The sequence below is a fragment of the Flavobacterium sp. LC2016-13 genome (genome assembly GCF_009707955.1).
Lineage (GTDB): Bacteria > Bacteroidota > Bacteroidia > Flavobacteriales > Flavobacteriaceae > Flavobacterium.
In genome coordinates this window covers 159,671-184,976 of sequence record NZ_WMDQ01000010.1, presented here as the reverse complement: position 1 = coordinate 184,976, position 25,306 = coordinate 159,671, and the positions used below count along the sequence as shown (strand labels likewise).

Sequence of the window (25,306 nt, the reverse complement as noted above, 5' to 3'; positions counted from 1 at the left end):
TTCCCAGTGAATGTTCCATAATTAATTTAAAATATCGAAATTATGGAAACTTTAAATCAAAACTGGCAGACTGTATCTGAAATTGAACTGATCTACAAAACAAAAGTAAAAAACTCTGAAAGACCACAAATCAAATCTTCAAAAGATGCATATAAACTAGTCCTTTCAGCTTGGGATTATAATAAAATAGAATTCTTCGAGCAGTTCAAAGTATTACTTTTGAATCAAGCTCACAAGGCACTTGGAATTTACGAAATCTCTTCAGGAGGAATTGCTGGAACTGTTGTAGACATTAGACTAATATTCTCATCAGCTCTTAAGGCAAATGCTACATCTTTGATGATGATTCACAATCATCCTTCAGGAAACCTTACAGCCTCCGAAGCAGATAAACACATAACTCGAAAAGTAAAAGAAGCCGGAATACTTCTGGATATCACATTACTGGATTCATTAATTATAACTCCCGAATCATATTACTCTTTTGCTGATGAAGGCGCTTTATAGGCGCCTTTATAACTATTATTGTCTCTAAAAGATTTCCAAAAAAAGTTTAAGATTTTTTAATTTATATTTTAAGATACAAGTGCAATAATCATATAATAATCTTCAATAAAGTGTTTAGATAATTGAATGCTTCCCGGCTAATAAGTAAATATTTTACATAATGGTAAACTTTTTTTAGACAGTTTATCCCTTTTCCAGAATGCCATATTAAACTATTTTGATTTTTATTGTATCGAGAACTTGATTCTAATCATTGTTTAGTTCTTTTATATTTTTTGGAAGAAAGTCATCAAAACTTAAACCTGCTCAAATATACTTTTAAACTGATACAGAATTCTTTCGATAAGCCTCAAATCTTCGGTTACAATTTCAGCGCTTCCTTTCATTTCCTGTTGAAATACAATTTGTTTTTTATAAGAAGTTTGCAGTCCGTTTGGAAGTGCAACGTCAAGTAACAGATTTCCGTCTTTGTCCGGAACCAATGAGATATTTTTTATTTTTCCTCTCAGAACACCAAATTCTCTGTCAGGGAAATTCGCCAATCTGATATTTACTTTTTGACCCACTTTTATTTTTCCTGAATTCAACGCAGCAGCTTTTACTTTTCCAACAAAACCATTTCTGGCATCGGGAATTATAGAAAAAACATTATCACCCACATTTATCGTTTGATTCTCTGTCCAAACCTGCAAAAAAGTAACCACACCGCTTACAGATGTTTTTAGCATGTATGCCATTTCCCAGTCTTTTATCACTTTTTTGAGCTGATAAAATGATTGTGCCATATTGCGCCCAAGATTAACCTCTTCTTTAGTGCTGTTTATCTGCGAGCTCTGACTTGATTTTGTGTTATCGATCAAAGTAGATTTTAATTGCGAAATCGACGATAATAACCCCTTATAACTCTTTTGAGCCTGCAAATAATTCAGTTTCTTGGCTTCCATTTCCTGTGCCGATATGATTCCTTTATTGAAAAGGGTTTCAAATCGTGCAATCTCATTTTTCTGAAGCTGTAATTCGCTTTCGTTTATCACTTTTTGCTGTTGCAAAATTTCCAGTCTTTCCTTAATCTGAACTTTCTCTGAAATCTGCGCTCTGTTCTCGACTTCAAAAGGCTGTAAATCTTCATTTAATTGTTCTGCCTGATAATCTTTTTGAAAAACTGCAAAGGCGCTTTCTATTTCGCCCAATTGTGTGTTCTTGAGTTTAGCAAACGGAAATGTTTGTTTTGAATCGTTGACATTATAATTATCAACGATACTTTTTAATAAAAAAACATCTTTATAATTGGCCGTATTTTCTATTATCGCCAATGTGGTATTTTTAGCAACTATGGCTTTATTTTTCACCAAAATAGCTTCAATTCTACCCGATGATTTCGATACGATTTTCTCCGGCGGAATATTGGTTGTGATTATGATTTCGGTATTTACAACGTCCGGATATTTGATAAACCAGGACACAAAAAACAGCAAAAATATAATAGCAAATATCACAACAGTTCCCCAGCGTATCATCCAATGCGGTACTTTGGTGAGAATGTCCTGTACTTCTTCACTTCTTAATTCAAATGTATCTTCTGCCATGTTTTAATTCCCTAATTGTAATTGATTGCGAACCAATTCAAAATAATTTCCTTTTTGTTGTACTAATGCCGAGTGCGATCCTATTTCGATAATTTTTCCTTTATCCAGAACCACAATCTGATCTGCGTTCATAACCGTGCTGAGTCGATGTGCGATTACCACAACGGTTTTTTCTTTAAAGAAAATATCGAGTTTTCGCATAATCTCCTTTTCATTATTGGCATCTAATGCTGATGTTGCTTCGTCAAAAAACAAGATTTCCGGATTTTTGTAAACGGCTCTTGCAATTAGTAATCGTTGCTTTTGTCCGGTACTCATTCCTGTACCTTCTGAGCCTATTTTTGTGTTATATCCCAGTGGCAAACTCGAGATGTATTCTTTTATATTAGCTACATCTGCAGCGTATATCAAGCGTTCTTTATCAACTTTGTCTACGCCAATGGCAATATTATTGGCGATAGTATCATTAAAAATAAAACCTTCCTGCATTACAGCGCCAATATTGGATCTCCAGGCTTTTTGCGAAATGTTTTTCAACTGTGAATTGCCAATATTGATTTCTCCTTTTTCGGGTTCATAGAATTTAAGAAGCAATTTCATCAGAGTAGTTTTTCCGCTTCCGCTAACGCCAACTATTGCAGTTACTTTGTTTGCGGGAATTTTTAGGGTCAAATCATCCAAAACCGGAATATCAGATCCTAAATAACGATACGAAAGGTTTTTTATCTCAATATCTGAATCATACGGAACTTCATTGGTTTGATTTTCTTCCTGATCAGTTTCATCTTCTTTTTCATGAATTTCGGACAATCTTGCCAAAGAGATTTTTGCATCCTGAAGTTCTCTCACAAATTCTATAAGCTGGGCAATTGGTCCGTTTAAACTTCCCACAATCGAACTGATTGCCAACATCATACCCAGAGTTATCGAGCCGTCAATTACCAGTTTTGCCGACAGAAATATGATAAAAATATTCTTCAATTCATTGATTACAGAAGAACCTATGGTTTGGGTTTGTTCTAAAACTAATCCTTTTATCGAAACCCTAAAAAGTCTTGCTTGTACATATTCCCAACCCCAGCGTTTTTGTTTCTCGGCATTGTGGAGTTTGATTTCCTGCATTCCGTTGATAAGCTCCATTACTTTACTTTGCTCTTGAGAAACTTCGGCAAAGCGTTTATAGTCCAAAATTTCTCGTCGTTTTAAAAACAGGGTAATCCATCCAAAGTAAAAAATACTTCCGATAAAGAAAACGAAGAAAATCTGCAGGTTAAAGTACGCCAAAACACCTCCCATGACAACCATGTTAATCGTGGAAAACAATACATTCAAAGATGATGTGGTCAGAATTCTTTCAATTCTTCGATGATCATTAATACGCTGCATTATATCTCCTGTCATTCTTACATCAAAGAACGAAATAGGCAGATTCATTAGTTTTATAAAGAAATCTGAAATAAGGGAAATATTGATACGGGTAGAAAGATGGAGCAATATCCAGCTTCTAATAAGTTCTAGACCCGTTCTTCCTGCAAAAAGGAACAATTGTGCAAAGAGTATTAAATAAATAAAATGGATATTCTGATTCTGAATCCCAATATCAACAATACTTTGAGTCAAAAATGGAAAGACTAATTGCAGTAAAGTGCTTGCAAATAAACCTATACTTAACTGTACTAGAAATGATTTATAACGGATTATGTATTGTGATAAAAGCCCAAACCCAAACTTTAATTGTTCATTTTCTTCTTTATCAAAATCTGTTTGATAAAATTTAGCGGAAGGCTCTAACAATAGTGCAATTCCTTCATTAGTATTTTCATTCGCATTATTTCCAATCCAAAATTTTAAGAATTCGTCTGGTGAATATTCTAGAAGACCAATCGCCGGATCTGAAATAAATATTTTTTCGATTTTTGATTTCCGAAATCTAAGCTCGTACAAAACCACATAGTGTACCTTATTCCAATGCAATATACATGGGAATGAAACTTCTGATAATTTTTCTAAACTTAATTTTGCTCCAATAGTTCTAAAGCCTATTTTTTCGGCTGCATCGCTTAACATCAATAAATTACTACCATCGCGATTGGTTTCGCTATGATCTCTTAAATCTTGAATCTTGCATATTTTACCGTAATATTTAGCAATGATTTTTAGACAAGTTGGACCACAATCCTTAGATTCAGTTTGTAAATAATTAGGGAATTGCTTCAAATTTTTCTTTTCTTTTATAAAACTTAACTTATAATGACAATTTTTTGTTCGACAGATATAAAATTATTTGGAATATTTTTTAAATATTAAAAATGTAAAAGATATTTATTAAAAATAATACGGATTAAAATATAAAAACTTACCATATTACTCTTCATCATTAAAGATAGTATCATTTCTTAGATATTCTTCTAGCACAAAAAACATTCTAATTTGTAATAATTGAGAATACTTAAGATATTACAAATGTTAATCTTTTCTTCAGTTAGAAAACTTCCTTAATTTTCATAAACAATGGCTAAAACTTACTCTCCAATAATCATATTATTGAAATACTTAAAAAAAAACTTAAAAACCGTTGAATTTAAACACATTAAAACCAATTACGTCAAATTTTATTTTTTGGAAGCCATTTTTTGAATCTCTTATAAATAATTATATTGGGTAATCAACTCTAATTGGGATATAGTTTAAAATCTAAATAATGATATAAAAACTTATCAATGGATTGAACGAGCAAGAATGTAAATAGTACTAAAATATTTTCAACACTTAAAGTACCAACCTCAAAATCGTTATTAAAATTAATCCAATAGTCAGTGATTTTTAAAATTCATCTTCTATTAAATCATTTATAAAAAATAAAAGGTTTTTCTCTTCATACATCTGTGGATATTCATATCCATTTATAAAAATGAGAGGTGTAAAATTATAATCATTGTCTTCACACCATTGTTGTTGATTATTAAACATTGAATCAAATTCGTTTGATTCAATTACGGTGAACAAACGAAACCATTCTATAATCTTTTTATTCTCAAACCAATTTTTTAATGCTTTAGTAAAATTAGCTTCACCATCGAATTTATATATCCCCATCAAACTTCTAAACAGTTTTTTACCCTCTTCATTTTCCTTTTCAATATTAGTTTTTAAGATGACTTGTATTTGTATTTCTTTATGATATCTATCTAAAATATTTTCCATTATCTCGTGGGCATCTTTACAAAAACTACAAAATGGATTTGAAATTATTGTAATTATTGTTTTACTCTCTTTATTTCCCAAAACAATAAGGCTTTCTGGCAATTCAACTTTATCTTTTGCCAATAAGGAGTTTTTGAATATAGTATAATTTCGTTCAAAACGAATAGCTTTTAATTGGTGTTCTTTCAATTCTTTCCGCTGTATAAACATTTTTTTCAATGCAGACCAAATGAACATTACAGAAAGAAAAACAAAACTAAAAACAATTATTTTTTTATTTGAAATTTGATAAACTGAGTACTTAAAAGCCATTAAATAAAGTATTTCCGTAAGAATAAGAGCTATAATAGCTAAACAAATTGGACACCATTTATTTTCAACAAATTTTTGATAGTATAATGATAAAAACAAAATAGGAACAGATACAATAAGAATTATTTTTTGAATTAAAAAATAGGTTATAGTATCACCTAAAAGAAAAAAAAATAACAACCCTAAGAATTGAGAACTAAAAAAAACTAAACTCAAATCACTGAAATTAACTATTTCGAAAATTTTCCATTTATTAGAACTAACAACCGTAGAACAACTAGTAGAATTGGTGATATTACAAAACCTATTAAGAAACTCTATTTTAGTCCCAAATAAATCTTTAAGAGCTGTAATAGAAAAAAACATTCCAACTATAGGAAATAGAAAAAATATTTTGGACTTAAAATAATCTTCCATCTGAAATAAAACAGCTAAAAATGACATCAAGCATAAAAAAGGTAAAACCCAAAAAAATCTATTCTTGCTTTTTATAAGGATTTCCTCTTCTTCAGGTTTTTCCAATAACAGAATAATACCAAACCAACGTAATTCCAATGAATTGTTTGAAATAGAAATAGATCTTTTGTCTTTTACATAAAAATACGCATTATTTCTTCTTTCAATAAAATATTGTTTGGTTTCAATCGTAGGCTTATCATTTTCCTCTTTTAAGATTGCAATAAAATGATTTGGAAGCAATTCAATTTCAGAAAAAGATACATTTATAGCTCCATTTTTTACATTAAAAAAACTCAAAGTATCTGCAATAGACAATAAGGAAGGATAATCCGGGTGGGATTGAACTTGAAATATAAACTCATTCTTATCAATATTTATGTTTTCTTTCTTCAAATACAAGAAAAGGTTTGTAAAATTTTCGCTCATAAATTGTTATTATTTTGAGATTTCTTTTTTTAAAGCTATTTCTAATTCAGAATAACTATTTACAACTTTAGTAACATTTCCCATCTTGCTGATTATCATATGTGTGGGAAATATTTGTAATCCTAGATTCTTTAAAATATAATCTTCTTGATTACCAATGACAGCATATTTAAACATTTTCTTTTTCAAGAACTCTTTTAATTTTTTATTTTCATCAAAAGCTAAACTTATAAAAAGTATATCTTTTCTATTTTCATATTTTTTGACCAACATATTTAGTGATGGCATTTCTTCAACACATTTCTGACAATTTATAAACCAAAATTTTAGAACTATAATTTTCCCTTTTGTATTGTAAGTGTTATAAATATTACCATTCAAATCTGTATAACTAAATTTTTTAAAAGGTTTTCCTTCCCTCAAAAAATTACCGTATTCCATATTTGCCATATTTTTTATTTGATCAGGAATATCATTGCTACTCCAAGAATTAACTTTTAATAGTTTATAATATATTGGTCTTTTGCATTTAAGTCTTAATGGTAAATACTTACCTGAAAGAAGTAATCTTAAGAATTCTTCTTTTTTTAAGACACTTGAATTGGAATTCAGACCTACAAAATCGGACGATAATTGAATATAAGTATTATAATAATTCCAAAAACTTTGAAAATCTTTAGTTATTAGAGATGGGTTTTCTATTGGCTCATTACAATTATTTTTTTGAGCATTAGAATATTGACATAAAAAGAACACTAAAAAAAGAGGTAAAATAATTCTCATATTTTTAATTTATTTAAAATATAATTAAAAAAATCAGAGAGGAAAACTCCTCCCTGAAATTCTTTAACAATCAGTTAAAGTTGCTCCGTCAACACAAGAAGTTCCTCCTTCAATACAGATGGAACAATTAGTAGTTCCATTCCAACAACATTTTTTCTTAGTTTTACCGCCGCTAGAATAACCTCCATTAATCATTTTCATTTCATTTCTGGAAAGCATACTTTCAACATTTTTTAAACTTAACTTTTTCATAATTTAATTGTTTTTAGTTAAAAATAAAATCACTACTCATCTTTACTAAATTTTCTTATGTGCACTTAAGTTAATAGCTAAGCAAGTAAGATTATTATTTCAAATATCACAAAAAAAAAAGAATCAATCGTTCAAAATCATTGTTAATGTTTTGTTAAAAGTGTAATATACACACTTTTTAAATAATTAATTTTGAATGATTTATATGGAAGAATAGTAGCAAATTCAAAATATAATTTCCTACTATAATTCTTCGGCATTAAATTTATTAGTAGATTAAGATGTAAAAATATAAATGAGAAATATTTTAAATTTATTTGCAAGCTAGTTATACATGTAAATGATACTAGTTGAAAATTTGAGTCATCACGCAATATAAATTCAGTTAATTTTTCCTACATTAACACAAAATTATAAAGTAATATATGTTAAAAAAATATGATTTTCTGATTATTGGGTCTGGTCTTTATGGTGCTGTATTTGCTCAACAGATGACCAAATTTGGAAAAAAATGTCTAGTCATTGAAAAGAGAAATCATATAGGAGGCAATATCTATTGTGAATCTAAGGAAGGTATTAATATGCATAAATATGGTCCTCATATTTTTCATACAAATGATAAAGGAATCTGGGACTATGTTAATTCTTTTGTAGAATTCAATAACTTTATTTACTCTCCACTAGCTCATTACAAAGGTGAACTATACAATTTACCATTTAATATGAATACGTTTTATCAACTATGGAAAATTAAGAATCCGCAAGAAGTTATCACTAAAATTCAAGATCAGATTATAAAGTCAGGAATTAATAATCCTCAAAATCTTGAAGAGCAAGCTATTAGTGTGATTGGAACAGATATCTATGAAACTTTTATTAAAGGCTATACAGAAAAACAATGGGGAAGAAAGGCAACAGAGTTGCCAAAGTTTATTATTAAGCGTTTACCTGTTCGATTTACTTTTGACAATAATTATTTTAATGATAGATATCAAGGAATCCCAATAGGAGGATATAATAAGTTAATAGAAGGTTTATTAGAAGGTATAGAAGTAAGAACTGATATCGATTTTTTTAAAAATAGAGATCAATTTCAAAATATTGCGGAACGAACAGTATATACTGGTAAACTGGATGAGTTTTATGATTATAAATTTGGGCATTTACAATATAGGAGTTTAAGATTTGAACATGAATATATTAATTTGCCAAATTACCAAGGGGTAGCGGCAATAAATTTTACTGAGTTTGATATTCCCTATACTCGTATTATTGAACACAAGCATTTTGAGTATGGAAAACAGGAGGGAACAATCATTACAAAAGAATACCCACAAGAATGGACACCCGGAGCTGAAGCTTATTACCCAATAAATGACAGTTATAATACTAAAAAACTTAATAAATATAATGAGTTGGTAAAAATGGAAGATAAAGTGATTTTTGGAGGACGATTAGCAGAATACAAATACTACGATATGCACCAAGTAATAGCTTCTGCACTCTCAAAGGCAAAAAAAATGATGGAATTAAAACTATGATTTAAGTAAATAACTTTTGCTTAAATATAATTATTACTCCTAATCTAATAAAATTAACAACAATATAATATGAAAATTATTCATTCATTTTGGTCTAAACCAACTTTACACAAGCAAAAGCAAGAATTTAGTAATAATAGAAAATTTGGGGGATGGCTGGAATATAAATATTTTTTAATGAGCAACTGCTTGAGTTTACTTACATTAAAAAGAGAAAATTCCAATGTTGATCTTTATACAGATGATCATGGTTATGACATTCTAATTAATCAGCTAGGATTACCATATGGAGATGTTTCTTTAATATTGAATGAGTTAGAAAATGAAGACCATAGATTATGGATTCTTGGAAAAATTAAAGTCATAGAATTACAAGAGAAACCGTTTATTCATGTAGATAATGATGTTTTTACTTGGGCTCCTTTTCCGAAATCAAATTTGAATGACCATTTGATTGTTCAAAGTAAACATCCAGTTCCTGATATTTATAAAACAGCATTGATGGAAGTACAGCAAAAACTGAAAAGCATTCCTTCTCATCTAAAAAAAAATGTTAATGAATATCTGTTTAATGCCAACGTAGGAATTGTGGGAGGGAATGATATTGAATTTTTCCAAAATTGGTGTAAAATGGCTAAGAAATTTCTGAAGGAGAATATGAATCAAATAATCAATTTAGAAAACATAGGATATTTTAATCAAATCATAGAGGAATTTTCGATCAGCTGCATGCTAAGTGAAAGAAAAAATGTCACATATCTAATTGACTGTTCTAAAGATATCAATGATTTAGATTCTGTTCTACGTTTTCATTTTATCCCATTCATAGATAAGTATATTCATCTTGTAGGTATTGCTAAACATAATAAAATAGCATGTAATCAACTAGAACTTCGTTTAAAATATGAATTTCCAGAATATCACAAAAAAGTAATGGATATTATGGATTCGATGGATTATGAAGACTCAAGTTCTACTTATGAAAGGATGAAGTCTGATCGTATCTTTAAGGCATTACCAAAAGTGTATCATTATAAATATGAGGAAATCAAAACTATCAAGATTAAATTGTACGATAACTTTTCTATACATGAAGAAGGAGACGAAGAAAACTTTTTTTTAATAGAGATTGACCCTTTTTCCGGGAAAGAAATCCAGAAGATTCTATTAGAAGGAACTGATCAATTGATGTACTATTTTACAGAATCATTATCTATAAACGAACTTATTGAAATAATTAGGGGAGATTTTCAAAACATCAATGAGATTGAATTTAAACAATTAGAAGAAAATATACTAAGCATGGTTTTTGAGGAAATTCTTATGATTGGTTCACTTGAAATTTTATAATGTATTAATTATTCAGTTGAAATCTTGGCTTAGAGCAAGCCTGGTAAATAGTTTAGCTTATTGGGGATTTTTTTGGTGAATTTTATTCTATAATAAATTGTTTTTATTTTTAAACTGGTATTTCATAGATAGTACAGGAAGATGGTAAATCAAAAAACAATATATAACAATGAAATAAAGAAAACTGTTAAGTGTGTATTCGATAAAATTATATTGTAAAAAAAGAAAAAAATAGTTTATGTTTTTTTCTTTTTTTTGCTGTATGGTACATCTAAAGAAATTTCAAAAGATATTTACAAATGCTAGAGATAAAAATGGTTATTAATATTTTTAATGAACTGAAAATTAAGACACAAAGTAAGTTTGCATATTTTTATGACGTTGCTAGAAATTTTAACAATTGAGTTAGAATGTAAAAATATGATATATGTGTTTCAAAATTTTGGCACGAAAAAACAGGCTGTATAATTTAATGAATTATAAACAGTTATTTTGACACTTTAAAGGTAACAAAGAATGAAAAAATAAAATAATTTTCAAATAAATATTGGAAAGGGAAATGATGGTTTATCTTTTTTTTCTCAAATATCTTATTAAATTTAAGTATGAATATTGATAAAGATAACATTAATCAAAATTCACTTTTAATAATCTTGTGTTAAAAGCATAAAAATTTATTTACTAATTAAGCAAAGCCATCATTAATATTCAACATCCATAATATAATGAAGATCTTGTGGGAGCCAAATATTACATTTTTCCGGATAATCACATTGCCTGTACAAATAGGATTTTCGGATATAATCTTTGCTATATTTATAAGCTTTTAATGCTGGAACTGCGGATATTATACCAAAACTTGAATTGATAAAGTCTACAGGATAGTCTTTTTTTTCTAAAATTATAAAAACAACAAAAATACCTTCGTCAGGAATTGTTATTTTAAATTTTGAAATATCAACCTTTGTCAAACTATTATCATCATTTTTTTTTGATATTATATCCTTTTCAAAAACGGGCTTTAGCGGTTTCCCTAAACTATCAACAGTATATAAATTTACTTTAAATGGTAAATATTTTAAATTTTTAACTCCTCCATAGTCAGAAATGGCAAATAAGAGATTTTTTATGCAATTATTTTGATTACTTTTCGGAATATAAACAGCAGCTTTATTTTCCCAGCTAAAGTTAGTTTCAAAATTATTTAGTTTTTCTATAATGGATAGTTTATATTTAGTTTTAGATTTTGAATTAATAATTACTTCGTTTAATTGATTTGTGTAATTTTCTAGATAAATAGTATCTGTAATTATTTTATTTAAGACTTTTTTAAAACCAAGTGAAGAAATCTCAAAAAAATCTATTTTATTTTGAGGGGTATTAGGTATTTCGAACTTTCCGTTTATATCTGTTGTAAAATATCTTAACTCATTTTTTGATGATGTTTTTATCGTTGCTTTTTCAATAGGTAAGCCATTGTTGCGCGAATAAACATATCCTATAATCAAATTACTATAATCTTGATTTTTTATTACTTGAGAAAATAAATTATGAAAGGTTAACAACAAAATAAAAATCAGATTAAATAAGGTTTTATTTTTCATTTGTTTATAAAAATAAAGACGTATAAAACAGGCTCTCTCATAATTCAAAAAATAAAAATTATTATTAAGTTTATAATAAAAAAAGCTATACTTCTATTTTTCGGACATTAAAAATAGGTCTTTTTCAAATACTTTTCTGTTAACTAAATAAAAATAGAGGAAATCTCATAGTACTGAGACTTCCTCTATTTAATTAACCCCATACTGAACAGCCGCCCCATTTAAGAGTTCCGTTGCATGACCATTCGCAAGCATAACTCACAGGTTCTCCACCAGAATAAATTATTTTTTCATTTCCAGTTAATGTACAGCCAGAGCCAGAGCCTCCTGAGTAACCACCCATAATTGTTTTCATTTCTTTCCTAGAAAGCATGCCTGGAGCATTTTTCAAATTTAATTTTTTCATGATTTAAATGTTTTTTATTAAAAAAATGGAATACTTAATTTTTAATTAATCAAATTCCTCACGTGCACTTGAGTTTTTTTTATAAAAAAAAATCAGGTTATTTTTACAAATATATAAAAAAACTGTAAAGTAGTTATTTTAAATTCATAAAAAAGAAAGTCTTTTCCTAATTTTATTAATGTTTACCAAAAGCTTAAATCATCTTTAAGAAGTTTAAAACCAAAATATTAATATTGTTATTTTTTTAATAGAAGTGGCTTTTTAATAATTGGGTAATTTACCACATACAAAGTATTTGTGAAGTTTTAAATTTAAGAGGCTATTGCAAAAATCGCAAAATAATCTTCAATAAATTGGTTAGATAATTGAATGCTTCCACTACAACGATAAAAGCTTCAAATTTCTCTGAAGCTTTTTGCTTTTTTAGACTTTTTAAAATTGTTGCCATGAATCAGATTGCGGGTGAGAAGTCAGGTGACATTCGTACAGATTTCATAAGAACTCTTCGGTAAGCGGTTTAAATTTTAATTCAATTGCTGGTCAATTAAATCGGTGAGAGTTGAATCTGAAGCATCACCGGTAAGAATTTTTCCGTTTTTATCAATAAGTATTTTAGTCGGAATGGATTCAATTTTGTAGTTGGTAGCTACATCCGTTTTATAATCAAAGATGACGTTGAAACTGTATTTTTTGTCTGAGATATAAGTATTGACTTTTTTGAAAGTATCTTCTTCCTTTCCTTTTTCAAAAGTATTTACAAACAGAAACTCTACATTTTTGCCCTTATATTTAGTTACCAATTCTTGCATTTTCGGAAACGAAGCTTTGCATGGTCCGCACCAGGTTGCCCAAAAATCAAGAACTACTACTTTTCCCTTGTAATCAGAAAGGTTGACTTGTTTTCCTTCGAGATTTTTAAGTGAGAAATTTGAAGCTGTTGCACTTCCAAATCTTGCAATAACAGCTTCTTCCAGTTTGGTTTTAGTCAGAAGATCGGCTTTTTGCTTTAGTTTCTCATATTTATCCAGCGGAATATTTTGCGAAGTATAATTGGTTTTCAATGCAGATAAAAATGCAGCAGGAACAAGCTGGTCGTTGTTGATTTCATTTTCAATATATTTATTCACTTCATCTTTACTTTTTACCTTCTGCATATAGGTCAGATAACGTTCTTTTCCTCCGGAATCAAAACCATTGAATCCTCTGACAATTTCCTGATATTTAAAAGCCCCGTCATAATCACCTAGTTTATACAAAATCAATGCATAAGTGTCTGAAAACATATTATACATGCTTTCATAATCAGGATTAGAAGCAACTTTTTGATTTTCGTCAAGAATGTCCAGCGATCTTTTTGAAATTTTTTGGGCAAATTCAAGATCATTTGCGGGTGTTGTTAAATCTGCACCGGACAATTCCCATGCTGTTTGATTGTAGCTCGATGTAATTGCGACTTTATTTTTTAAGGTACTTTCTAAATTAACTATTTTTTCGAGATCCTTATTTTGGAGGTAGATATTCATTAAAAAATAGTTGAAAGTAAATAATGTACTTTCAGAAGTATCATGATACTTGGTTTTTATGGTATTCATGCTTGCTAAAACGGAAGCTTCGGTTTTGTTGGGATTAGAGAAGAATTCCTGAAGAAATTTCGTCTTTTCGAGTTCCCCACAAGGATATTTCTTTAAAATTTTCTGATCCAGTATTTCTTTTTCTTTAACCATTTCGGTTCTGCCGTAAATATTTGAAGCCAGTATTAAATATTCTTCAGTATTTTTATTAATGCATTTTTGGGCGAAAGCTAAAAATTCCGATTTGGTTTTATCTTTGTTAATTCGTTCTTTTTGAACAAGGTACTGATAAAAAGATTTATCATTTTTTAAATTTGGATATTTTGCAAACAATACCTCATAGTCTCTAACCATGTTTTCGGGCTTAGTATCCGTTTTTAGTTTTAGACTAAAAGAGCCTAAATTTCTCATAGCAATTTCATCAGCCAAAGTTTTACCCAATTCCGTCTTGTTTTGAGTTCTTAAAAGTACCGAATATCCTTTTTCTTGATTGTCATCTATTACTTTTTGATTATTATTGATAGTCAGCAGAATCACTCTGCAGGAATCAGGAACTTTTACTGCGAATTCGTAAAAGCCGGCCTTTTTGATTATTTTTTTGAATTCAACACCAAAGTCATTGCTCGTTGAGTAGGCTACAGAAGCTCTTGATTGGTCGGGAATTTCGATTCCTATAGGTGGCTCGTAAACATAAGTATTTTCCTTTCCGAATTTGAATTTGGAGTCTTTCAAATATACTTTTCCTGTCTGAGAAAAAGCGATATTAATAAAGGTAATAAACAATAAAATGAGTTTTTTTTTCATTTGTCTTTTTGTATTTGTTTATAGATATCTTAATTTTTTAACGATAGCTAAATTATAGAACATTAGTCTTATTGTTTTTTTTATTAAGAAAATATTAGCAAAAAAAAAAAAAAACAATAGAAAAGATCCATATTGAGAGACTTGACCTTAACTGCATATTTGAGATAATATTAGTTTACTTTTTTTTGAAATATTACATTTAAGACGCTAATGCAAAAACTGCATAATAATCCTTAATAAACTGGTTAGATAATTGAATGCTTCCCGCTACAACGATAAAAGCTTCAGAGAAATCTAAAGCTTTTTAATTTAAACAATCCTTAAAAAACATCTTTGTCAACATTTCGTTAGGAAGGAAGTATAAGATTCTGTTAAGCCTTCCTAAACTAAAAGTCATCAGACAATTCAACACAACAAACTACAATACTAATAAATAAGTAATTAAAAATCAAACAGAACTTATTTTTCAAGATTGTTTGAAATTAGTAAACATCATGCAATGATTTATATTTCATTAAAAAAAAATATCTCATAAGACAGTTTTGTGATATGATATGAGCGCAAAAATGAAATCTATACAAAATTAAAATGAAATGTTCATTTTAATTTTCTGTTTTTTTTTTTTTTTTTACTGAGAATAAACAGTTTACATGTTTTTTGATTATACTCATAAGGTAACCCATTAATAAACCCATTGACTTAATAACATATACTAAAAGCCTTTATGGGTGTTTTATGGAACATATTTATGTCATTTGTTTTTCATAATATACATTTCATTTTTTGTACAATTCAAAGAATTACTTGACAAACCTCAAATGCTTACTAGGCTTTTGTGAATATTTCCATTATTTGAAAATGTACATTTCATTTTTTCAAATATACTTTAAAAGATTTCCAAAAAAATTAAAGATTTTTCAATATATATTTAACAAAATTAATATTCCCTATCAAGCGGTTCATAATGAAAAAATGAGTAAAATACTTTTTTTAAATCAAACCGAAGAGGATTATTTAGTATAAGAGCTAAAGTGAAGATAAAAAACTTACTTATTTTGAAATAGAAATCCCTTTTAATGCTAATGTTCTTTGGAATTAAACCTAATATTTCTAGAAGAAGCCCAAAATTTATTTAAGCAATCCAATTTCATTAAAACAAGCAGTAAATAAATATTATCACATATTAGAAACCAAGTCAAAGGTGTAAAGGCTACTTATTTCGGTAACGGATTTTTCATTTCGATTGTTGTTTTTTACATCAATACCTTGATTCGGGTCTTTCATGATTATAGTAATACAAGAAAACATTAGAAATGCAATATACAAACGCGATGCGGAGACATGATTCTAATCCCTCTTTTTCTGTTTAAAACGAGATCCCCAATATTTATTGGGGATCGTAATGTTTTTAGAGGACGCAAAAAACTGCTAAGCCCTCAATTCAAAAAAAGCTTAATTCCTCGAAAACTCAATAAAATCAAGCTTTCACAAATTTCTTTCTTTCGTTTACCTCTGATCAAAATTCCCAAAATGCTCCATACATATAACTCCCGTATTACCCCCGGTAATACCTGTCGGAATTTTATTTATCGGACGACACATAGCTATTTTTCATAAAATGTTTTACCCAATTTCTGCCATGTTCTATCTCTCACATGGCTCATTCACATAGACTCAATCCACTAGAATTCATCACGCTCTTGCTTAAGTTGGCTATAACCGGGTTTCATTATATAATCTCCGAAAGTATCAATCGTATATATACTGAATTCTGAAGGAATAGTTCTATCGTTTTTGGTTAATTTTTTATCTTCAGGTAATTTAAGAGATTGCGCCTGGGGAAACGTAGGAAACAGATCCCGTTGGCGTAGCGTTATTCTTTGTAGGTGAACTGTCATTACCGTTTTGGGCAGAGAAAGTATAGTAGCCTACTAATCCTGCTTCATTTCCTGTAAGCGGTTTATTCATGTTCGCTACAATTTCAGCAGCAGATAACGCGCGGCTCCATACCCTTACTTCGTCCAAACTTCCTGTAAACTGTCGGAATGGCTCCTGTGCCTGAGCAACATTACCAATCATCAACGGAAGGTTATTGCTTACATCAATGGGAGGGGAAATATTAGAACGCGGGTTAGACGGAATTAGCTTACCATCTACGTAAAGTTCTAACACATTAGAACGTCTCACAGCAGTCAGGAAATGCCAATTGCCATCATTTATTCCGCAAGGAACTGAGTTTATTTCATAAAATCCAAAACCATTATCAGTCGCAAATTTAATAGAGGCATCATTTTTTATCACCACAAGAAATCCTCCGTTTCCTGGACCTCCCTGAGTTGATTTTCTTGAAATCACTGTACCTGATCCTTTTGTTTTCACCCATGCCTGAACAGAAAAGTCGGATGTCCTGAAATTATAAACCGAATTAGCCGGTGCACTCAGGTACGATGGATTACCTGTAAGGTTCAATGCATAACTCGCTGTGATATTATATAATATTACAATAGCAGCATTTATGACATCGGGAGTAAAATTTACTGCAGTGAGCACCACAAACATATCTTCTTTGGAAAGGTTGGGAAAGATTGTTGGATCTAGCAATATCTTTCCTAGCTCCAAGGCTTTCAAATCCGGAAACCCAAATTCTGACTTCAGCCCTTCGGCAACAAATTTCGGATCGTTTTCGAAAGCTTTTAGCCCCTGAGCCATCTCCAAAGGTGTTACTCCTTTCCATATTGTACTTATGGCAGTAGCCAGCAATTGCGGATTTATTGTTATTGCAGCTGTTGATGCAGTACCAGCAGCTAAACCGCCGGATTTTAATTTTTTAACAGCCTCCAACGGGCTCTGGCCACTTTCTTTGTAAGCAAGCAATTGCTGCTCTAAAATTTTAAAATTTTCCATAATTAATTGGTTTTAATGATTTATTTATAACTCTGGCGAAAAATATTAGCTACTTCCGCAGGGGAGAGTTTTGGGAAATATTGTTTTAGGGCCGGGCCAAGCTGTTCAGTACTATAGCCTGCCTGTCCAAGAGAAACACCAAAATCCATAGCGCTTATTCCGGGAAATTGCGATACCAGATTTGCTCCTGCTTCTATAGACGTCAGACCCTTCTCTTTGTCTGATTTGGCAAGGTCACCGGGTGTTGTCTTTCCAAAAGCTACTGAAAGTGCTTCTGTTACCTGCGCTGGCGTAAGCTTAGGAAATCCAATTTTTAAAGCACCGGCTGTCTCAGTGAATTTGTAACCCACTTTTGCCAATACTATAGCCGATTCATTAGCAGTAACCGCTGAAAACTGTTTTAGAATTAGAGAAATGCAATCGTTAGCTGATTTTTTGTTTGAAAACTGCAGCTGGGCAAGTTCCATTAAGGTGAATACGGTAATCGTTAATTGCTTCTGACCTACTATAACTCCCTTTATCAAAGCCGTAAGGGTAAATGTTGTAGTCGCTAGAATAGTATAAGGAAAACTTGCGTCTGTAAGTTTTATAGCATTGTCTCCCGAGCTAAGATTGCTGATCCCAACTTCTGAAAAATAAGAAAGTGAGATACTATCAACACCTTTAGCTGTGCCCCACGAAAACTGAATTTTAGAACCTTCTCCCACTACAGCCTGATCGACAAAAAAAGTAAGATACTCTTTAGTTCCAACTATATCCGGTGGTAATTGCCCCACAGTAAGCTGTCCCTGCAGTTCTTGAATTTGAGGTACTTGCCCCGAATTTAGCTTTCCTGTCATCTCTCCCAGATCCGGTAGTTGTATTATGGCTACCTTACCCTTCAGATTTTTAATTTCAGGCAGGATATCAGGAGTCAGCTCCGGTAATCTGTCTGTTTTAAGTTCAACACTTTTCCTGTCGTTACTACTTACCGCCGGCAGTCCTCCGGTAACCTTAACTGTAGCGAGAACAACCTTATCTTTAGTTTTCTTTTCGGTAAATTCCAGAATTGGTGCACCTGAATCGGGTGTGTTTTGAGAAATTAGCAGTAACCATGTTTTATCCTGAAAAGCTGCATCACTCATATCCAGAGAAAAAACTCCCTTCTCCGCTGTTATAGTACTGTTTTTATAGGTTGCAGTAGTATCAAGAACAATTTGGTTTCCCGAAGCATCTACAGCAATTCCACTTGTCAATTGTACGATGTTATCTGTATTACTGGCGGTTAATCCGGTAAGTACTCCCGCTGTGAAAGCGTTTTTTACTATTGCATTGTCGTTATTAGGAAGGACAGGAAGCTGTGACGGGGTTAATTTTCCATTAAGGTTCTGAAGATCAGGAATACGATTTTTGTCAAAAATACCTTTTGTTATTACCGAAGTATCAAGATTTTGAATCGATTGTTCAGGAATTCTTGAAGAGCGTATCTGTACTTCCGATGCAGCTCCTTCTAGTTTAGATACAACCTTATTGGCAATTGTCACATTGGCAAGCAGTATAGCATCATTTATTGGTTTTCCAGCAGCTATAAGGCTTAATGCTGGATCGCTTTTCAGCTGATTCTTCGTGCTGGGTATAAGAACTGTTTGATAATTCATAACAAACTGATAATCTCCATCAGCCGAAGTTACAGCATAGGATTTGTCCGCTGTCAGTAATAGGTAAGCTCCATTTATATCAATTGCCGCACCAGAGGTTACATTAATAGCTGAACCGTTGGTATTTATATCTACTATCAGACCCGAAAGCACTCCTGAAGAGAACAGCTGCTGATTGCCAAAATTGCGGTACTGGATATGAAAATCCCGCTCCCGGTTGAAATCGTCAAGCTGAAGCAGTTGTCCCGCGTAATACATTTGTTCGATGATAGATGGTATAATATCGGCCATGATTTCTATATTTTAATGATGCACTTATCTTTGGTCGCGCAAGATGATAATTTTTATGTAATTCTGGTATTTATCCCTATTACAGCCTTCCCAACTCTAAATTGGGTGTCCGTACCGGTCTGGGTAGCATATACTACCTCTGAAGTCAAACCATTTGTATTGTAGCCTTTCATTTTGATTACAAATTCGTGCAACTCCTCACTAAATGCTAATGCCCCGTCGAGGCTGCCACCAATCTCCTTTAATGTGTCTATAGTACTTTGAAGATTATTTTCTGCCTCTCGGGTCAAAAAAGTATAACCGGTTATAGAGGTTTGGATGGATGCATTCATTCTGAAATCAGGGTCTTCCTGTAACATTTCTGACCATGCTCTATGATATGAAGTACTTTGCATCGACATGAAGCCTGTCGACGGTATCTTAGAGGGTATATCTCCGGAACCTATTTCTCTTCCTAAAAAATTTAACTTATAGACAATATGCGGATTTTCTCCTAAATCTGCTGAAGGAGAAGGAAAATTCCAATTCAGCATATAATCACCCTGATCGTTAATACCTGCTTCTAACGATTTTACCTGTATCGTAGCTGCCATTTTATTAAGACTGGAATTGAGAGATGCTATAAGCTGCTGTACGGGTGCTTTGATGGCGTTTAGTTTATCTTGAGCCTCTTGCTTGCCGTCATCACCTCCAAATATTTTTTTGATTTCATCCCACACTTTTTTAAGAATACCCAGAAGTCCTCCTACAGCTCCGGCAATACCTGCGGCGAATACTGCGGTAATTACTGCACCAAGTTCAACCAATCCTTCAAGTCCTGCTGTTATAAGTCCTTCTGCTAAAGCTTTTGAAAGCGCCTGAGCCAGGTCCTTCGCAACTTCTTCGGCTGCCCTGCACAGCATCCTTGCTGCCAGCTTGGCTGCTCCCTTTTTAGCCATCTCAAGAGCAATAGCCTTGTAAAATGTAGGGCTTCCCAACAACTGCTCAACGATACTTCCCATATTTGAACCAAGCGTTTCGATCATCGCCCCCGGCAAGCCTCCAATTGATGTTGGCATTTTCACATTTAAATCCATCCTGATACTGTCGCTCATGATGGTTGTATCGCCAACAGAAAAGGTGTAGTTTATTTTCAACGGCATAAGCATAGTTCCATTACCATTGTCAGTAGGACTTTTTCCTTCCTGTAATGCAGGACTGAAACTGGATTTTAGTCCTTCAAACATCTTATCTACAATGCTTTCGCAACCTCCACTGCCTGTCATGCTGTTCAGTTTTTGAACCAACGCAGCAATAGATTCTAATTCCTTAATATCGATCCCGTCAATTCTCGTAATTGAAAATCCTCCAGAACCTTGTTTTTTTGTCCATTGCCATTCAAATCCAAATTTTGGATTGTTAAGACTATAGGTTCCTGAAAAAAATCCATTTTGATATTTGGCGATGATTTTGTCGCCAATCGTAGTTCCAAAGAGTTTGAGATTACTTATACTTATTTCAAAATTGTTTCCTCCTACTGTACCTATTGAAAGTACCGGAGATTCCAACGATATAAAAAAGGCTGTTATTACTTTAGCACTTGTAATCTTGCCATTCTCATAAGTACCTCCATAAGAACCTGAAAGAGTAATTCCATCAGTTTGTACAGACAGATCAATTACAAACACATATTTTTCAAACAGCAATAAATCCGCATGTATATGATAGCCGGGTTTAAATACGGTTAATGCATTAGCAATTCCTCCATCAGTAGCACCATCTAAATTTTGGGGTTGGTCGAGCTGTATAGGATTAGTATAGGAAAAAGTATAATTTTTTTTGTCTTTTACGGATTCCGGCACATTCAGATAATACATCGTACCGGAAATGAATCCGATTTGTTTCGTGATCTGATCCACCCATTCCCATGGTTTTTGTATTACCTCTCTAACAAAGTTATTTAGAGTTAATGCCGGTGTAGCATTGAGTGATACCAGTACCAGACAGGCTTCTTTATCTTCAAACACCACGTTCCCCTGCAGCTGAAGTCCTACGCCGCTGAAGTTAAAATCTATATAACCGCCTATAGCCAGATCTAGTTTTTCTTTGACTTCCGGTTGTATACCTTCGGCTTTCTTGGCAAATGTTTTATTGACGCACAGATATAATTTCCCGAAATTGATTCCGGTCATTCCCAAAGGCTTATTAATGTTTTTATTTGGTGAATCCACTGTGATATCAATGGTCGCAACAAGCTTGTCATCATTGACTAATAGGTCACCGCCAAATACAAATGACTTTTCAAAAGCAGTAAAGGTTATACTCCCGCTCAGTTCATATTGGTTTTTATTTGAAGTATATTTAAAAAGTATTCCCTGTCTGCCCTTCAGTCCTTCTAATGTTAAAAAATTGAGGAATGTTATGGCTGGCAGCTGTGCATAAAAATAAGCAGCTGTAACGGGTTGAGGAATACCACTCTTTTTATTTTCAGTTTTAAATCCATATAGAATTAATGAATTTACCTGCTCCTTTTTATATCCGATCGTAATCAGGGAACCAAATAAAGATATCTGATTAAAATTAATCATAACCCAAAAGCAAATACCCGTAACATCTTCACCCGAAAATACTTCGGTAAACTGAGCCGTAAAATCGGTATCTATTTCATTGCCGGCACGTATGCCAACTTTTGTTAGCTGTGTCCCGTTTTCAATAATTGTTTTTTCTGCCAGCGGAAACGTAGAAGGCATGTACTTGGTGACATCTGAATCGCCGACAGGTCCTTCGGATTTGTTTTGAAGACTTGCAATCTGGCGCAATGCGTCGAGGTAAGTAATCTCTGGAACAGTTGTATCCGGAGCTCCATCCTTACCGGGAATCTTTTTTTTAGCAGCTGTTTTGGCTATCCTGAATATTCCTGAACTTTGAACATCAATTGTCAGGTTTAGTGAGGTAACGCCAAATATTGCTTCTATAATTTTGCCTACATTAATTTTTCCGGAAAAAGCAAAGTAGATGACGGATGCATTATTGGATAAGAAATAAGCTGCTTTTAGCGTAGCATTTGTAAGTACCTCAAAAAGTTTTGTGTTCTGTTTTACGGAAAGATTACAACCAAGGAATATGATCTGATCTTTAAAATTGGACTGACTGTTTGCAGCGCTTGGACTAAGATACAGATAATAGAAAAAAGCTTTATCGATACTAATATCACTCAAAATGGGAATGGGAATCGTTATTTTCTCCATTTCCCCTGCAAATTTTATCAGGCGGTATTCTCCGTTTGGATTAGGTTTCTTATTCTGATCTGTTCTGGATATCGCACCGCTAAATTTAGCGACGGAAAGTGTACTGGAACCTTCAGGCAGGATGACGTTAAGGCTGTTAAACCTTTCTTTTACAGTTTCAACAAGGTCAAATTTACAACTCTTTACCTCAATATATAAAGTAGTACTATTAAACGATGCCTGAAAAACTATAGGAATATCATCAGCTATGATTGTAGTGCCAATTCCGATATTTTGCGTATCTGAATTCATAACTAGAGATTAGATCAAATAAAATGGATAAATCAATTATTAATAAAAAGGATTTCCAAAAAGTGACTTGTTATGATTAGAAAAACAAGCAACCTTTCGGTTCACTTTTTGGAAATCCTTATGAAGCAGTAAACCGCTTATACTTTGGTACCCTTTACTGAGCCAGGTATTTCCTTTCCATCTACATAGACACCTGTAGCAAACTGAATTGCAATGTTTTTAATTGCAAATGTAGTCTTCGTAGAGTCTGTGCTGTCCTTAATATTAGGCAGGATAGATGCTGGCGGACTAAGCTCCAGATAAAAATTATCAGGAAATGTCTCTGTGGAATCAACATTGTAAGATGCTGCAACATGCGCTAACATAGCCACGTTATCTGTTGTTGGGGTCAGAGCAACTTCTGCTTGATTATAAATTGTTAAAGTGTAAGCGTTAACTCCCACAACTGGTGTGCTTGTCGGAATTGCAACAGACACGTCGTAAGTGTCATTGAGGATAATGACGTCGGTTTGAATTTTACCATTAATCTTTGCCATTTTTTATAAATTTAGTTTGTTAATAATTGATTTTACCTTATAGCTGACTTACTTGGTTCTGTCGCATTTGCCAGAATCAGATGTAAGAATTTAAGCAATTTAAAATTTAGTCCGATATTAAGAATGATTTAATCACAGATATTCCTGTTATAATTATCTGATCCTTTTTAAGCATATGAACAACCTCAATACCGCTTAAAGTTCTCTTTGCAGATTTAAAATTTTTAAAGCTGAATTCGTTTTCTATACGCAACTTGATAAAACAATGATCCTGTTCTAATATCTTATTAAGTTACATTGTCGGATTTTAATCTTTGAGAACGAACGCTTGTTATAAACTTTGATCACTTCAGTATTAGAACCACTTTTATTACTCTTGACCTGCAGTTGTTACTAATCACTTTAATTAGAAAAGACTCAGTGCTCATTCTCTGTCTTTTTCTGTTCAAAAGAAAGTCAATCGTATTGCCTAATTTATCTACTGCACTATATAAACAAAACCATTGCCTCTTAACATTAATATAATTCTGGTTCATTCTCCAACTACTACCAACTTGTAACTTTGCGTTTCTTTATTTACATCACCATTAAGGTGTAAGCTTATAGAACGAGCGCTAAATATTAACATCCTCAACATAAACCCCTTGCATTTTCATAATCTCTTGAATATCCCGATAGCATAATACAAACCTAAGCTTAAAATATACTGCCTGCAGTATAATAGACTTCGGATAGCAATGACTCTTCGTATTCATTTTTCGATGAGTTTAAAATTCTAAAGATAAAAGTTATCCCCCGATGCGACAGAGCCGCAAAGTTTGGGTATGACATTTTTTATGTTTTTAGCGATTAATAAAAACTAATATTTAGAACTAAATCTGCTTTATTATAATTCACAAGTAAATCTAATTTATCATAGCATTATGTCATTATAAAATGTCATGAGTAAGCTTTTTTTAGACACAAAACAGATAAATTAGGATATAAGTTTTTGCATAAAAAATATTAAAGTGTTAAAATTTAAATTAACTCTTATATACATGATATGTTATATTTCCGACTCATTGGATTCGAAAAAGAAGTATCAAAAAATTAGTTTTGCTTTAATAAGCTGTTTAGGTACGAAACTGTATTAACAAGCTATTTTTTATTAGTTTAAAAAAATTACTATCCAAATAATTCCAAAACCACTGACTTGATGGTTTGTAAATTAATTTTTGGATTTCACGACTTCTTAATCTCTCATATTATCATAATATAGATTAATGGTCTTGAAGTGTGGATTGGCCACTACAAATTATTTTTTCTCTTCGCCAGCATGATTAACGTAACAAGTTGAATCTTATTTTTTACTGCAAACGTACTTCCATACCATAAACAAAATTTTCATGATAATGACTGAGTTTAAAATTGACGTCGCTATACGCTTCTTTGAAATCCATCTTTACCTAAATTTTAATAAACGGACTTCCTGTTCAATCAAAGAAAAACCTTTTCTTTTTTGTTCCTCAGTACTTACTCTGACATATCCCGGATTGTATAACTATTCAAGTTCTGAGAGTTGGGAATTATAAGTAAAATACAATTTTGAAAGCAATTCACAACGAGTACTTGC

At 31.7% G+C, this 25,306-nt stretch carries 17 protein-coding genes; 3 read left to right on the top strand and 14 right to left on the bottom strand.

All coding sequences use genetic code 11. The annotated features are described in order from the left end of the window. Window positions 1–42: 42 nt before the first annotated feature. On the top strand, window positions 43–507 hold the full coding sequence (locus tag GKZ86_RS19685; protein ID WP_154784758.1) for a JAB domain-containing protein: 465 nt from the start codon (window positions 43–45) through the stop codon (window positions 505–507). A 296-nt stretch (window positions 508–803) separates the two neighbouring features. Here GKZ86_RS19685 and GKZ86_RS19680 read toward each other — a convergent pair whose 3' ends face one another. The 5 genes from GKZ86_RS19680 to GKZ86_RS19660 form a co-directional block, all read right to left on the bottom strand. Beyond that, window positions 804–2,093: an HlyD family secretion protein gene (locus GKZ86_RS19680; RefSeq protein WP_154784757.1), complete on the bottom strand. Its 1,290-nt coding sequence runs from the start codon at window positions 2,091–2,093 to the stop codon at window positions 804–806. A 3-nt stretch (window positions 2,094–2,096) separates the two neighbouring features. Next, entirely contained in the window at window positions 2,097–4,310 is a 2,214-nt protein-coding gene (locus GKZ86_RS19675; protein WP_154784756.1) for a peptidase domain-containing ABC transporter, read from the bottom strand. A gap of 606 nt (window positions 4,311–4,916) precedes the next feature. Then, window positions 4,917–6,494 carry a thioredoxin domain-containing protein gene (locus GKZ86_RS19670; protein WP_154784755.1) on the bottom strand — a complete coding sequence of 526 codons (1,578 nt, stop codon included), beginning with the start codon at window positions 6,492–6,494 and terminating at the stop codon, window positions 4,917–4,919. A 9-nt stretch (window positions 6,495–6,503) separates the two neighbouring features. After that, window positions 6,504–7,277 carry a TlpA disulfide reductase family protein gene (locus GKZ86_RS19665; protein ID WP_154784754.1) on the bottom strand — a complete coding sequence of 258 codons (774 nt, stop codon included), beginning with the start codon at window positions 7,275–7,277 and terminating at the stop codon, window positions 6,504–6,506. Window positions 7,278–7,340: 63 nt separating this feature from the next. Then, window positions 7,341–7,529, bottom strand: a complete 189-nt coding sequence (locus GKZ86_RS19660) for a hypothetical protein (RefSeq protein ID WP_154784753.1) — start codon at window positions 7,527–7,529, stop codon at window positions 7,341–7,343. A gap of 425 nt (window positions 7,530–7,954) precedes the next feature. Here GKZ86_RS19660 and glf point away from each other — a divergent pair, with 425 nt between their 5' ends. Together glf and GKZ86_RS19650 are read left to right on the top strand one after the other, a co-directional pair. After that, window positions 7,955–9,070 carry a UDP-galactopyranose mutase gene (gene glf / locus GKZ86_RS19655; protein WP_154784752.1) on the top strand — a complete coding sequence of 372 codons (1,116 nt, stop codon included), beginning with the start codon at window positions 7,955–7,957 and terminating at the stop codon, window positions 9,068–9,070. Between the two features lie 69 nt (window positions 9,071–9,139). Beyond that, window positions 9,140–10,420, top strand: coding sequence for a DUF6734 family protein (locus GKZ86_RS19650; RefSeq protein ID WP_154784751.1), 1,281 nt, complete (start codon window positions 9,140–9,142; stop codon window positions 10,418–10,420). 701 nt (window positions 10,421–11,121) lie between these two features. Here GKZ86_RS19650 and GKZ86_RS19645 read toward each other — a convergent pair. The 9 genes from GKZ86_RS19645 to GKZ86_RS25620 form a co-directional block, all read right to left on the bottom strand. Next, the gene (locus GKZ86_RS19645) at window positions 11,122–12,024 is read right to left on the bottom strand and encodes a hypothetical protein (RefSeq protein WP_154784750.1); all 903 of its coding nucleotides are present in this window, start codon (window positions 12,022–12,024) and stop codon (window positions 11,122–11,124) included. A gap of 193 nt (window positions 12,025–12,217) precedes the next feature. Next, on the bottom strand, window positions 12,218–12,397 hold the full coding sequence (locus tag GKZ86_RS19640; RefSeq protein ID WP_154784749.1) for a hypothetical protein: 180 nt from the start codon (window positions 12,395–12,397) through the stop codon (window positions 12,218–12,220). Between the two features lie 557 nt (window positions 12,398–12,954). Then, window positions 12,955–14,805: a TlpA disulfide reductase family protein gene (locus GKZ86_RS19635; RefSeq protein WP_154784748.1), complete on the bottom strand. Its 1,851-nt coding sequence runs from the start codon at window positions 14,803–14,805 to the stop codon at window positions 12,955–12,957. A 1,821-nt stretch (window positions 14,806–16,626) separates the two neighbouring features. Next, complete coding sequence (locus GKZ86_RS19630; RefSeq protein WP_194632591.1) at window positions 16,627–17,646, bottom strand: LamG domain-containing protein; 1,020 nt, start codon at window positions 17,644–17,646, stop codon at window positions 16,627–16,629. Between the two features lie 83 nt (window positions 17,647–17,729). Continuing rightward, entirely contained in the window at window positions 17,730–19,499 is a 1,770-nt protein-coding gene (locus tag GKZ86_RS19625) for a hypothetical protein (protein WP_154784746.1), read from the bottom strand. A 191-nt stretch (window positions 19,500–19,690) separates the two neighbouring features. After that, a complete protein-coding gene (locus GKZ86_RS19620; protein ID WP_154784745.1) occupies window positions 19,691–23,155 on the bottom strand; it encodes a hypothetical protein in 3,465 nt (1,154 codons plus the stop codon). Window positions 23,156–23,292: 137 nt separating this feature from the next. Further along, window positions 23,293–23,691, bottom strand: coding sequence for a hypothetical protein (locus GKZ86_RS19615; protein WP_154784744.1), 399 nt, complete (start codon window positions 23,689–23,691; stop codon window positions 23,293–23,295). 106 nt (window positions 23,692–23,797) lie between these two features. Further along, a complete protein-coding gene (locus GKZ86_RS25625) occupies window positions 23,798–23,974 on the bottom strand; it encodes a DDE-type integrase/transposase/recombinase (RefSeq protein WP_370456776.1) in 177 nt (58 codons plus the stop codon). A 61-nt stretch (window positions 23,975–24,035) separates the two neighbouring features. After that, window positions 24,036–24,227, bottom strand: coding sequence for a DDE-type integrase/transposase/recombinase (locus tag GKZ86_RS25620; RefSeq protein ID WP_154784742.1), 192 nt, complete (start codon window positions 24,225–24,227; stop codon window positions 24,036–24,038). Between the last annotated feature and the right edge of the window lie 1,079 nt (window positions 24,228–25,306).

Coding starts and splice junctions, on each gene's coding strand:
- GKZ86_RS19685 (WP_154784758.1), top strand. CDS start 43: ATGGAAACTTTAAATCAAAACTGGCAGACTGTATCTGAAATTGAACTG.
- GKZ86_RS19680 (WP_154784757.1), bottom strand. CDS start 2,093: ATGGCAGAAGATACATTTGAATTAAGAAGTGAAGAAGTACAGGACATT.
- GKZ86_RS19670 (WP_154784755.1), bottom strand. CDS start 6,494: ATGAGCGAAAATTTTACAAACCTTTTCTTGTATTTGAAGAAAGAAAAC.
- GKZ86_RS19665 (WP_154784754.1), bottom strand. CDS start 7,277: ATGAGAATTATTTTACCTCTTTTTTTAGTGTTCTTTTTATGTCAATAT.
- GKZ86_RS19660 (WP_154784753.1), bottom strand. CDS start 7,529: ATGAAAAAGTTAAGTTTAAAAAATGTTGAAAGTATGCTTTCCAGAAAT.
- glf (WP_154784752.1), top strand. CDS start 7,955: ATGTTAAAAAAATATGATTTTCTGATTATTGGGTCTGGTCTTTATGGT.
- GKZ86_RS19650 (WP_154784751.1), top strand. CDS start 9,140: ATGAAAATTATTCATTCATTTTGGTCTAAACCAACTTTACACAAGCAA.
- GKZ86_RS19645 (WP_154784750.1), bottom strand. CDS start 12,024: ATGAAAAATAAAACCTTATTTAATCTGATTTTTATTTTGTTGTTAACC.
- GKZ86_RS19640 (WP_154784749.1), bottom strand. CDS start 12,397: ATGCTTTCTAGGAAAGAAATGAAAACAATTATGGGTGGTTACTCAGGA.
- GKZ86_RS19635 (WP_154784748.1), bottom strand. CDS start 14,805: ATGAAAAAAAAACTCATTTTATTGTTTATTACCTTTATTAATATCGCT.
- GKZ86_RS19620 (WP_154784745.1), bottom strand. CDS start 23,155: ATGAATTCAGATACGCAAAATATCGGAATTGGCACTACAATCATAGCT.
- GKZ86_RS19615 (WP_154784744.1), bottom strand. CDS start 23,691: ATGGCAAAGATTAATGGTAAAATTCAAACCGACGTCATTATCCTCAAT.
- GKZ86_RS25620 (WP_154784742.1), bottom strand. CDS start 24,227: ATGAACCAGAATTATATTAATGTTAAGAGGCAATGGTTTTGTTTATAT.